Here is a 12,894-nt window from a genome sequence, read left to right as displayed (position 1 = left end):
CAAAGATCAATAATTAATATCGCTATCGAGAAAACCATGGAGGCCGGTAAAAACCGGTCACCAGGTTTATCTGAAATTGCACTTAATAATTTTTAAGATGCTCGCGTCCACTATGTAGTTCTCAAACAACAACCCCGTCACACCCATCCCCACCACCAACCAGCCCCCCAAAGGGAACCGGCACCCGTGATGTACCCGGCATGCGCAGGAACAAACAGAAACAAACCACAACCATGAACACCCCCACCCCCTCAAAGAGGGAAGAAGCCCCACAGCCCTGTTGTCTCAGGACCCAACAGTGTGCCAAACGGTCAACCGGTAACCTGCCCGCACCGCTTTCCAGAACCCCAAAGGGAACGTACTCACTGATGCCAGGCAATCATGCCGGCGCCTATCCATTGATATTCCACCCTTGAGCACCCACCGGAAAACATATGCTTCCGACATGGGCATCTCCTGCAAAGCACACATCCAACACTGTGGAAGGACATCCGCTTCGAGGTGCTCCTTAGAAAGGAGGTGATCCAGCCGCACCTTCCGGTACGGCTACCTTGTTACGACTTAGTCCCAATCGCCGGTCCCACCTTCGACGGCTCCCTCCCACAAGGGGTTAGGCCACCGGCTTCGGGTGTTACCAACTTTCGTGACTTGACGGGCGGTGTGTACAAGGCCCGGGAACGTATTCACCGCAGCGTTGCTGATCTGCGATTACTAGCGACTCCAACTTCATGAGGTCGAGTTGCAGACCTCAATCCGAACTGAGACCGGCTTTTTGGGATTAGCTCCACCTCACAGTATCGCAACCCTTTGTACCGGCCATTGTAGCATGCGTGAAGCCCAAGACATAAGGGGCATGATGATTTGACGTCGTCCCCACCTTCCTCCGAGTTGACCCCGGCAGTCTCCTATGAGTCCCCGCCATAACGCGCTGGCAACATAGAACGAGGGTTGCGCTCGTTGCGGGACTTAACCCAACATCTCACGACACGAGCTGACGACAACCATGCACCACCTGTAAACCGGCCACAAGTGGGGGACCTGTTTCCAGGTCTTACCGGTTCATGTCAAGCCTTGGTAAGGTTCTTCGCGTTGCATCGAATTAATCCGCATGCTCCGCCGCTTGTGCGGGCCCCCGTCAATTCCTTTGAGTTTTAGCCTTGCGGCCGTACTCCCCAGGCGGGGCACTTAATGCGTTAGCTACGGCGCGGAAAACGTGGAATGTCCCCCACACCTAGTGCCCAACGTTTACGGCATGGACTACCAGGGTATCTAATCCTGTTCGCTCCCCATGCTTTCGCTCCTCAGCGTCAGTTAATGCCCAGAGACCTGCCTTCGCCATCGGTGTTCCTCCTGATATCTGCGCATTTCACCGCTACACCAGGAATTCCAGTCTCCCCTACATCACTCTAGTCTGCCCGTACCCACTGCAGACCCGGGGTTGAGCCCCGGGCTTTCACAGCAGACGCGACAAACCGCCTACGAGCTCTTTACGCCCAATAATTCCGGATAACGCTTGCGCCCTACGTATTACCGCGGCTGCTGGCACGTAGTTAGCCGGCGCTTCTTCTGCAGGTACCGTCACTTTCGCTTCTTCCCTGCTGAAAGAGGTTTACAACCCGAAGGCATTCGTCCCTCACGCGGCGTCGCTGCATCAGGCTTTCGCCCATTGTGCAATATTCCCCACTGCTGCCTCCCGTAGGAGTCTGGGCCGTGTCTCAGTCCCAGTGTGGCCGGTCACCCTCTCAGGCCGGCTACCCGTCGTCGCCTTGGTGGGCCATTACCCCAACCAACAAGCTGATAGGCCGCGAGTCCATCCAAAACCGCATAAAGCTTTCCACGAACCGCCATGCGGTGGTCCGTCGTATCCGGTATTAGACCCGGTTTCCCAGGCTTATCCCGAAGTCAAGGGCAGGTTACTCACGTGTTACTCACCCGTTCGCCACTAATCATTCTGTGCAAGCACAGAAGTCATCGTTCGACTTGCATGTGTTAAGCACGCCGCCAGCGTTCATCCTGAGCCAGGATCAAACTCTCCGTAAATGTTCATACAGACACAATGCCGGGGCCAAGGAAAATTGGCCGCCAGGCACTGCACTAAATTCGAAACCAGCTAAAAAAACCATTCCAGCCCACGGGGTGGGCGGAACAGTCGATTCAACCAATTAAAATAAATTGGTATCAATAAACTTGGCACACTATTGAGTTCTCAAACAACAGACTGCTTCCGGCACCAGCAGGCTGATCCATCAGGATCAAAGCCCTGCGTCGCTCCGGAGCAACTTTTCTATCTTAGCCGCGCTTCTGCGTGAGTGTCAAACCGACGTTTGTCCATCCGGCGAACCGGCGGGAAGACGTGCTCCCCAGACAAACAACCGTTCGAACCTCTCGATCAGCGCGGGAATTAAGCTTAGCACGGTTTCTGCCTGGCCGCTTACGCATGCCAGGCAGAAACCGATCCCACCGGCTTCACCGCCGGTGCGCAGTACTACTGCTTGGGCATCAGGTACAGGACACCGAGCGGCGGGACGGTCAGGGTGGCCGAGGCAGGCTGGCCGTTGCACGCCCCTTCAACCGCCTGGACCACTCCCATATTGCCGACACCGGAGCCGCCAAACTCGGCGGCGTCGGTGTTAAGCGCTTCAACCCACTCCCCCGACCACGGCATCCCCAACCGGAAGTTCTCGTGCGGAGCGCCGGCAAAGTTCGCCACGCAGACCAACGGATTTCCCTGATGATCCCATCGGATGAAGGACAGGACGTTGTGCGCCCCGTCGTTCTCATTGATCCACTGGAACCCGGCGGGCTCGTTGTCCCGGTCGGACAGGGCAGGGGTGTTGCGGTAAATCTCGTTGAGCTGCTTCACCATCAGCTGGATGCCCTTGTGCTGCGGGGTATCCGTCAGGTACCAGTCCAGCCCGTACTGCTCGGACCATTCCGCTTCCTGGCCGAACTCCGTGCCCATGAAGATCAACTGCTTGCCGGGGTGCGCCCACTGGAAGGCCAGGTAGGCGCGCAGGTTGGCCAGCTGCTGCCAGCGGTCACCGGGCATCTTGCGCAGCAGCGAACCCTTGCCGTGCACTACTTCGTCATGGCTGATGGGCAGCAGGAAGTTCTCGGTATACGCGTAAACCAGCGAGAACGTGAGCTTGGCATGGTGGTAGACGCGGTTGATCGGGTCTTCGGCCATGTACTCGAGGGTGTCGTGCATCCAGCCCATGTTCCATTTCAGCCCAAACCCGAGACCCCCCGTGCTCGTGGGGCGGGTGACACCGGGGAAAGCCGTGGACTCTTCGGCGATCATCACGATGCCCGGAACCCGCTTGTAAGCGGTTGCATTGACCTCCTGCAGGAAGGAGATCGCTTCCAGGTTTTCGCGTCCGCCGAACGCGTTGGGACGCCACTGGTCCGCAGGCCGGGAATAGTCGAGGTAGAGCATGGATGCAACGGCATCCACGCGCAGGCCGTCAATGTGGAACTCCTCGAGCCAGTAAAGCGCATTGGCCACCAAGAAGTTGCGCACTTCGCGGCGTCCGTAATCGAAGATCAGCGTGCCCCAGTCGGGCTGCTCGCCGCGCAGCGGATCGCCGTGCTCGTAGAGGGTCTGGCCGTCGAACTTGGCCAGCGCCCAGGAGTCCTTGGGGAAGTGTGCCGGCACCCAGTCCAGGATGACGCCGATACCGGCCTGGTGGAGCCGGTCCACCAGGTAGCGGAACTCATCCGGATGCCCGAAACGGGCGGTGGGGGCAAAGTACGAGGTGACCTGGTAGCCCCAGGAGCCGCCGAACGGGTGTTCGGCCACGGGCATGAATTCCACGTGGGTGAAGCCCTGCCATGCCACGTACTCCGCGAGCTGGTCGGCCATCTCGCGGTAGTTCAGGCCCAGGCGCCAGGAGCCCAGGTGCACTTCGTACACACTCATGGGCGAGTTGTGCGGATCGCGTGCTGCACGCGCTTCCATCCACTCGGCGTCCTCAAACGTGTAGGTGGACTCGACCACGCGGGATCCGGTCAGGGGCGGCACCTCGGTGCCCTTGGCCATGGGGTCGGCCTTTTCCCGCCACACGCCGTCGCTGCCCAGGATTTCGTACTTGTAGCGGGCACCGGGTTCGACGCCGGGAAGGAAAAGCTCCCAGACGCCGGATCCGCCGAGGGAGCGCATGGCATTAATGGCACCGTTCCAGCCGTTGAAATCGCCCTTGACGCGCACTGCCTGTGCATTGGGCGCCCAGACGGCGAAGCTCACGCCGTGGATGTCGCCGAGCACTGAGTTGTAGTGGTGCAGGTTGGCCCCGAGCACGGTCCACAGGTTTTCGTGCCGGCCTTCGCCAATCAGGTGCAGGTCCATATCCCCCAGTGAGGGCAGGAAGCGGTAGGGATCGTCGAACATCTGGGGTTCGCCGCCGTCGTAGGTCACCTCTACCCGGTAGTCGGGCACAGTACCGGGGGTCCCTGCCTGAAGCGCGCCTACCCAGATGCCGTTGTACTCGTGCCGAAGCGGCAGCCGCCCGTCGGGCGTCACGGCAACGACTTCCTGCGCCAGCGGGCGCAGCGTCCGGATGGTCACCGTTCCGGACTCGTTTGCGTGGGCACCGAGAACGGCGTGCGGCTGGTAATAGCGGCCTTCGGATACGGCCTGCAGCACGTCTTCGGTCACGGGTACGGGCGCCGGGGCCGGTGCTGCTGTGTCCGGGTTGCCGGCAGCCGGAACATCGGGAGCCTCGGGTTCGGCGGTGGCTGCTGCGGACCGCGGCTTGCGGGGCTTATTCATGGTGCTCTCTTCCTGGCTGTCGTCGTCCGCACGCATGGCGTTCTCGGCCTGGGCCAGAATCTGCCGAACGGCTTTAGCCGGCACACTGACCCAGCGGGGACGGTTTCGAATCTCGTACACAACTTCGTACAGCGCCTTGTCCAGCCACAGGGCCAGGAACAGCGGGTCGCTGCGGTTGATGGCGGTGCCGGTTTCCTTCTCGTAACCGCGCAGGAACGCATCCGAGGCGGCCGCAGCCCAGCGGTAGGCGGCCTCGTTGCGCTGCACGGCGTCAGCTCCATACTCTTCGCCGGCAGCATCTTCGCCGGCAGCGCCGTCGATCAGGGCGACGCCGGCTGCGTAGTCAATGGAGCGCAGCATTCCGACGACGTCGCGCAGCGGGGCATCCGGAACGCTTCGTTCCGCGGCAGGCCGCAGCGGCTCCCCTTCGAAATCCAGGACGATCCAGCCGCGCTCAGGTGCGCGCAGCACCTGGCCGAGGTGGTAATCGGCATGGATCCGCTGCAGGTTGGGCAGGGTCTGGAGGTTTCCGAGCTGCTCCAGCAGGTACTCCACGGCGTCCGCGAAGGGACCCACTGTTTCGCCGGCTTCTTTCCAAGCCCACCGGATCCGGGCGCTGAGCGCGGACAGGAACTCTGCGCGTTCAATCGCCGACGGCGGACGGCTGCCGAAAGCTGCCGCGAGCTGCTGGTGGATCCGGCCGGTGGCAGCCCCCAGCTCTTCGGCCTCTGCCGAGAAGTCCCTGCCCTCAAGGGCTGCCGCGGAGGCGATCCGCCAGGCGTCCTGGCTGCCGGGGAAGAATTCGCGCAGGACCGACAGGTGTCCGGTCAGCAGGGTTTCCCCCGTTTCGTCCGCAATATCCTTCCAGGTGCCCGTGACCCACCCGTACGTTGCCGGCACATCCACCGAGCCGACCTCGGTCAACCGGGCGCTGACCTCGACGTCGGGGCTGACGCCGGCGGCCACAACGCGGTAGAACTTGACGATCAACGGTGCCTCGGGAGCCTGTACGACCACCGAGGTGTTGGACTGTTCACCCTTAAGCAGCTTGGTGGGCAGCGGTTCCACAAACGGCTCCCAGTCCTCGAAGCCGTCCTGGGCAAAACCGTGGGTGTGGCCGTCCAGGGATGATGCCTGGGCCCGCATGAGTTCAAGCCAGGCTGTGACGAACACCGGGTCGGCGGTGGCGTCGTACAGCCACCGCTCCCCCAGTTCCTCGTGGTGCGCCCGTCCCAGCAGGGACGCTTCGAGTTCGGGCGCAGCGTTTGACCGGTAGCTCACCGGCACGCTGATCACATCCCGGCGGTCGCCGGAGACGACGGCGATGAGGTGCACTTCCATGCCCACCTCGCCGTCGGGATCCTCGAGGCGGATGCCGCCGACCCGTTCCAGCAGCACATCCCGGCCCTTGGCCGGGAACCATCGCTGGCCGGGCAGCCAGGACGTCAGGATTTCGGGCAGGGACGGGTTCAGCTGGGTCATCGCCGTGCGGCCTCCGAGATTGGAATCATGGGAATAGCTTCGGTCTGCGGCGAAGAGGTGTCGGATTTCACCGACCGCAGGCGCAGCCAGTAGAAGTCATGGCTGCCCAGGGTCAGGGTCAGCGCCCCGTCATCCCCAATGGTGGGGAAGAGAGTGCCGCCGAAGGCATCGCGCAGGCCGCGGTTGGCAAATTCAGGCAGCTTCATGGACGCGGAAATAGGGTGCTGGGACAGGTTGAAGATGCACAGCATCGTCTCCCCCGGCTCTCCTTCCGGGTTGTTGTCCGGAAGCTCACGCACGAAGGCCAGGGCTGCCTCTGCGTCCGTGGGCACGTTCCGGTAGGATCCCAGCCCGAAGGCAGGGTGGGCCCGGCGGACCATGATCATCTGCCGGATCCAGTGCAGCAGGGAGCTGGAGCTGGCCAGCTGCGCCTCCACGTTGACGTGGTTGTAGTGGTAGACCAGCGACTGGACCACGGGCAGGTACAGCTTTCCCGGATCAGCCGTGGAGAACCCGGCGTTGCGGTCCGGGTTCCACTGCATGGGCGTGCGCGAGGAGTCCCGGTCTTCGAGCCAGATGTTGTCGCCCATGCCCAGCTCGTCCCCGTAGTACAGGAACGGGCTGCCCGGCAGGGCCAGCAGCATCGCGTGGATCAGTTCGATTTCGGAACGGGAGTTGTCCAGCAGCGGAGCCAGCCGGCGCCGGATGCCGATGTTGGCCCGCATCCGCGAATCCGGGGCGTACCAGCCGAGCATGGCCTGGCGTTCCTCATTGGTCACCATTTCCAGGGTCAGCTCGTCATGGTTGCGCAGGAAGGTCCCCCACTGTGCGCCCGGCGGGATGGCCGGGGTTTCCTCCATGGTCTGGATGATGGGGGCTGCCTTCTGGTCCCGCAGCGCGTAGAACAGCCGCGGCATGATCGGGAAGTGGAAGCACATGTGGCATTCGTCGCCGGTCTCGTCGCCGAAGTACTCCACCACTTCGTGCGGCATCTGGTTGGCTTCGGCGATGATGACCCGGCCCGGATAGTTTTCATCCACCATGGTCCGCAGGTCCTTGAGGAACCGGTGCGTGGCGGGCAGGTTCTCGCAGTTCGTACCGTCTTCTTCGAACAGGTACGGGATGGCATCCGCACGGAACCCGTCGATGCCCTGGTCCAGCCAGAACCGGACGACGTCGAAGATCGCCTCGACAACCTTGGGGTTCTCGAAGTTCAGGTCCGGCTGGTGGCTGAAGAACCGGTGCCAGAAGAACTGCCGGCGGACCGGGTCGAAGGTCCAGTTCGATTCCTCGGTGTCCACGAAGATGATCCGGGCGTCTTCGTACTTCTCATCCGTGTCCGACCAGACGTAGAAGTCCCCGTAGGGGCCGTCCGGATCATTGCGGGACTCCTCGAACCAGGGGTGCTTGTCGGAGGTGTGGTTCAGCGGGAGGTCGATGATGACGCGGAGTCCGCGCGCATGCGCTTCGGCCACCAGGCGCTTGAAATCGCTGATGGTGCCGAACTCGTCCAGGACGTCGTAGTAATCGGAGATGTCATAGCCGCCGTCGCGCAGGGGCGACTTGAAGAACGGCGGCAGCCAGAGGCAGTCGATGCCCAGCCACTGCAGGTAGTCGAGTTTTTCGATCAGGCCGCTGAAGTCACCTGATCCGTCCCCGTTGGCATCCGCGAAGCCGCGGACAAGTACTTCATAAAAAACGGCCTTGCGGTACCAATGCGGATCATTGGTCAAGCCGGGTGCGTGCAGTTGAAACGGGTTGGGCACTAGGAGTTCCTCCGAACGGACAGGATGTGCGCGGGTTCAAAATGGGCGTCAAGTCGGACGTAGTTGTGGGCTCCCCAGCGCCAGCTCTGGCCGCTGATGAGGTCATCCACCCAGAAGGTGCCGTCTTCGTTGAAGTCCGCAGGGGTCAGGTGAAGGGCATCGAGGTCGAGGCTTACCGTGGATTCGCGGGCGCTGTGGGGGTCCACATTGACCACGATAATCAACGTGTCACTGCTGGACGGATCACCGGGCCGGACCTGCTTGTGCTTGGAGTAGACCACCGTCGCCTCGTCGGTGCTGGAGTGGACCGTCAGGTTCTCCAAGTCGCCCAGGGCGGGATGGCTGCGGCGGATCTCGTTCAGCCGGGTGATGTAGGGAGCCAGGCTGCGGCCCTCTGCTTCGGCGGCAGCGAAGTCACGCTGCTTGTACTCGAACTTTTCGTTGTCGATGTACTCCTCGGCCCCGGGCCGGGCCACATGTTCAAAGAGCTCGTAGCCGGCGTAGACGCCCCACAGCGGGCTGCCGGTGGACGCCAGCACCGCACGGATCTTGAAGGCGCCGGGGCCTCCGTACTGCAGGAACTCGGTGAGGATGTCGGGGGTGTTGACGAAGAAGTTCGGACGGAAGAACGCCGCCGAGTCATGGGAGACCTCGGTGAAGTAGTCCTCGATCTCCTTGCGGGAGTTCCGCCAGGTGAAGTAGCTGTAGGACTGCTGGAACCCGGCTTTGGCCAGGGCATGCATCATGGGCGGGCGGGTGAAGGCCTCGGCCAGGAAAATGACGTCCGGGAACTCGTCATTGACCGTGCTGATCAGCCATTCCCAGAAGCGCAGCGGCTTGGTGTGCGGGTTGTCCACGCGGAAGATGCGCACGCCGTGGCTGATCCACAGGCGCACGATGCGCAGGATCTCCTGCGCCAGGCCCTCGTAGTCATTGTCGAAGTTCAGGGGATAAATGTCCTGGTACTTCTTCGGCGGGTTCTCCGCGTAGGCAATGGAGCCGTCCACGCGGGTGGTGAACCATTCCGGGTGGCTCTGCACCCAGGGATGGTCGGGGGAAGCCTGGAGGGCGAGGTCGATGGCCACTTCCAGCCCAAGCCCGCGGGCGGTGTCCACGAAGGCATCAAAATCTTCGAAGGTGCCCAGGTCCGGGTGGATGGCGTCGTGGCCGCCTTCGGCCGCACCGATGGCCCAGGGCGACCCGGGGTCCTGCGGGCCGGCGACCAGCGTGTTGTTCGGGCCCTTGCGGTGGCTGGTGCCGATCGGGTGGACCGGCGGCAGGTAGATCACGTCGAACTGCATGTCCGCCACGCGCTGCAGGCTGCGGGCGGCCGTGCGGAAGGTTCCCGAAGTCCACTCCCGTGTGGCCGGATCAAGGACCGCGCCTTCGGAGCGGGGGAAGAATTCGTACCAGGCGCCCCGGCCGGCAAGTTCGCGCTCCACCAGGATCGGGAACCGGTCAGAGCTGGTGACCAGGTCGCGGATGGGATCGCGGTCCAGTACTTCGGTCACCGCGGGGATGGCGGCGGCGGCCAGGCGCTCCTCGACGGGCCGTCCGGTATCGGCGAGCGCTGCTGCAGCGGACCGCAGGACATCTGCGTCGGATCCGGTGCGCTCCGATGCGGCGGCTGCGAACAGGTGGTGGCCTTCGGTAAGCATCAGTTCGACGTCGACGCCGGCGGCAATCTTCACTTCCGCGTTGTGGTGCCAGGTGGCGTAGAGGTCGGCCCAACCCTCCACGGCGAAACTCCAGCGCCCGGTGTCTTCGGGGCGAAGCATTCCTTCCCAGCGGTCCAGGCCCAGGCCGACCGGGTGCATCCGGTTCCGGGCGGCAACGTTGCCCTGGGGGTCGTACAGCACGGCACTGGCACCCACGAGGTCATGGCCTTCGCGGAATACGGTGGCACCGATGACCAGGTCCTCGCCCGGAACGGCTTTGGCGGGGAAACGGCCGTACTCAACCACGGGGGACACATTGGTTACGGGTATCCGGCCAAACCGGAGGTCCTTGGGCGGCAGGTCTTCTGGTGTCAATGCGCTGGATGTGGTCACAGACTAGACGTTAGCGAGATTTTGGGCAGAATGCTAAGGCAACGTACTTTTTGCGGGAATCGCCGCAGGTGGGCCCGGGTTTCACCTGCTTTTCAAGGCCTGCGGGAAATTCCGTTGCTTTTGTCAGTTATTCCGGTTTATGCCGCCGCGAAGTGCGCTAGCCTAACCGGGGTGAAGGCAATCCGCAGATTTACCGTCCGCACTGTCCTACCTCCCAGCATTGAGCCCCTCGGGCGGCTGGCCTGGAATTTGCGTTGGTCCTGGCACCAGCCCACGCTCCGGCTGTTCGAGAGCCTGGACCCCGAAGCCTGGCGTACCAGCGGCGGCGATCCGGTGAAGCTGCTGGGCACCGTAAGCCGGGACAAGCTTGAGCGCATTGCCCAGGATGAGCATCTGGTCTCCGTCATCCAGGACCTGGGCAAAGACCTCGACAAATACCTCCATGAACCACGCTGGTACCAGGGACTGGGCGAGGACGCTCCGCAGTCCATTGCCTACTTCTCCCCCGAGTACGGCATCAGCGCCGTGCTGCCGCAGTATTCCGGCGGCTTGGGCATCCTGGCCGGCGATCACCTGAAGGCCGCCTCGGACCTGGGCGTGCCGCTGGTGGCCGTAGGGCTGCTCTACAAGGCCGGCTACTTCAAGCAGGCGCTGTCCCGGGACGGCTGGCAGCTCGAAACCTACCCCGTGCTGGATCCCAACGGCCTGCCGCTGACCCTGCTGCGGGAGGAGGACGGCAGCCCGGCCAAAATCACCCTTCCCCTGCCGGACAACCGCCAGCTGACGGCACAGATCTGGCGTGCCGACGTCGGGCGGGTGCCGCTGCTGCTGCTGGACTCCGACGTCATCGGCAACGACGACGCCGCCCGCGGCATCACGGACCGGCTCTACGGCGGCGGCGGAGACCACCGCCTGCAGCAGGAACTGCTGCTGGGCATGGGCGGGGCCAAGGCACTGCGGGTGTTCCAGCGGCTGACCCATGCTCCCGCGGCTGAGGTCTTCCACAGCAACGAGGGGCACGCCGGGTTCCAGGGCGTGGAACGGATCCGGGAGCTGATGGATGAGGGCATGACCTGGGAGGAAGCACTGACCGTTGCCCGCGCTTCCACGGTCTTCACGACCCACACCCCGGTGCCGGCTGGCATTGACCGGTTCGAGCAGGCCCAGATCCGCCATTTCTTCAGTGCCGGGCTGGCTCAGTCGGTCCCCACAGACCGGATCCTGGCCCTCGGCGCGGAGAACTATGAGGGCGGCGACCCGTCCAAGTTCAACATGGCCGTGATGGGCCTGCGGCTGGCGCAGCGGGCCAACGGCGTGGCGAAACTGCACGGAGAAGTGTCCCGGGAGATGTTCTCCGGCCTCTGGCCCGGCTTCGACGTCTCCGAGGTGCCCATCACCTCGGTCACCAACGGCGTGCACGTCCCCACCTGGATTGACCCGGAGGTGACGGCCCTGGCCAGCGAAAAGTTCGGTGTGGCCACCGTCCACGACCGCGACTGGGGCCGGGCATACGAGATCGATGACAAGGACCTGTGGGACCTGCGGCGGAGACTGCGCAGCAACCTGGTGCAGGACGTGCGGCAGCGGGTCAAGAACGCCTGGCGCAAGCGGGGGGCTTCGGACGCGGAACTGGCCTGGAGCGAGCACGTCCTGGACCCGGGCGTGCTGACCATCGGCTTTGCGCGGCGCGTGCCCACCTATAAGCGGCTGACCCTGATGCTGCGGGATCCGGACCGGCTGAAGGCACTGCTGCTGCATCCGACCAGGCCCATCCAGGTGGTGGTGGCGGGCAAATCCCATCCCGCCGATGAGCAGGGCAAAAAGATGATCCAGGACCTGGTGCGTTTCACGGACGACCCGGCGGTGCGTCACCGGATTGTGTTCCTGCCCAATTACGACATTGCCATGGCAAGGACCCTGTTCCCCGGCTGCGACGTGTGGCTGAACAACCCGCTGCGGCCGCTGGAGGCATCGGGAACGTCCGGCATGAAGTCGGCCATCAACGGCGGCCTGAACCTGTCCATCCTTGATGGCTGGTGGGATGAAATGTACGACGGCAACAACGGCTGGGCCATTCCCTCCGCCAACCCCAGCAAGGGCACCCGCACCCGGGAGGTGTACAGCGCGGACCAGCGCGACGACATCGAGGCGGCAGCACTGTATGACCTCCTGGAGAACTCGGTGGCACCCATGTTCTACGGTGCCGAGCCCCCCGCAGATGCGGGCGCGGCCGGCCCTTCCGAACCGCCCGCCGATTCGCTGCCGCACGAGTGGCTGGAAATGGTCAAGCACACCCTCGCGGACCTGGGCCCGAACGTCTCCGCCTCGCGGATGCTTAAGGACTATGTGAACCGGCTGTACCGGCCGGCAAGCTCATCGGGCCGGGCCATGGCGGCGGACGGATTCTCCGCCGCCAAGGAACTGGCCCTGTGGATCATCCGGGTCAGGGACGGCTGGTCCACCGTGCAGGTGGAGCGCGTGGATTCGGTGGGTGTCAGTGAGAACCCGCAGATCGGCGACAGCCTGACCGTACAGGCCTACGTTTCCCTGGGTTCGCTCCGGCCCGAGGATGTCAGCGTGGAAGTGGCCTACGGGATGGTCACCGAAAATGACCGCCTGAGCGGACACCGGCTTCAGGAACTGTCTCCGGAGGAGGACCTGGGCTCGGGACGGCACCTGTTCCAGGGAACCATCCGGATTGAGCAGGCAGGACCGTTCGGCTACACCGTCCGGGTGCTCCCGACCCACTCAGGCCTGGCATCCAAGGCGGAGCTGGGGCTGGTGGCCAACGCCTCCTAGACAACGCCTCCTAGACGGTGTTGCACGG

4 protein-coding genes and 1 rRNA gene are annotated in these 12,894 nt (G+C 63.4%); 1 reads left to right on the top strand and 4 read right to left on the bottom strand.

Features of this window, described 5'->3' with window-relative positions; all coding sequences use genetic code 11:
- Positions 1-512: 512 nt before the first annotated feature.
- The 4 genes from QNO06_RS02835 to QNO06_RS02820 all read right to left on the bottom strand — a co-directional run bounded on the left by QNO06_RS02835 (position 513) and on the right by QNO06_RS02820 (position 10,067).
- A 16S ribosomal RNA gene (locus QNO06_RS02835) occupies positions 513-2,040 on the bottom strand.
- Between the two features lie 445 nt (positions 2,041-2,485).
- Positions 2,486-6,250 carry a 1,4-alpha-glucan branching protein GlgB gene (glgB, locus tag QNO06_RS02830; RefSeq protein WP_227913334.1) on the bottom strand — a complete coding sequence of 1,255 codons (3,765 nt, stop codon included), beginning with the start codon at positions 6,248-6,250 and terminating at the stop codon, positions 2,486-2,488.
- Entirely contained in the window at positions 6,247-8,016 is a 1,770-nt protein-coding gene (gene treS / locus QNO06_RS02825) for a maltose alpha-D-glucosyltransferase (protein ID WP_227913333.1), read from the bottom strand. Before treS ends, glgB begins: the two co-directional genes overlap by 4 nt.
- Positions 8,016-10,067 (bottom strand): alpha-1,4-glucan--maltose-1-phosphate maltosyltransferase, encoded by a 2,052-nt coding sequence (locus tag QNO06_RS02820; RefSeq protein ID WP_227913332.1) that lies wholly within the window; start codon positions 10,065-10,067, stop codon positions 8,016-8,018. Before QNO06_RS02820 ends, treS begins: the two co-directional genes overlap by 1 nt.
- Before the next feature lie 171 nt (positions 10,068-10,238).
- Here QNO06_RS02820 and glgP point away from each other — a divergent pair, with 171 nt between their 5' ends.
- Positions 10,239-12,866: an alpha-glucan family phosphorylase gene (gene glgP, locus QNO06_RS02815; protein WP_227913331.1), complete on the top strand. Its 2,628-nt coding sequence runs from the start codon at positions 10,239-10,241 to the stop codon at positions 12,864-12,866.
- Positions 12,867-12,894 lie beyond the last annotated feature (28 nt).

The sequence above is a fragment of the Arthrobacter sp. zg-Y20 genome (genome assembly GCF_030142075.1).
Lineage (GTDB): Bacteria > Actinomycetota > Actinomycetes > Actinomycetales > Micrococcaceae > Arthrobacter_B.
This window is presented reverse-complemented; position numbering and strand designations above follow the sequence as displayed.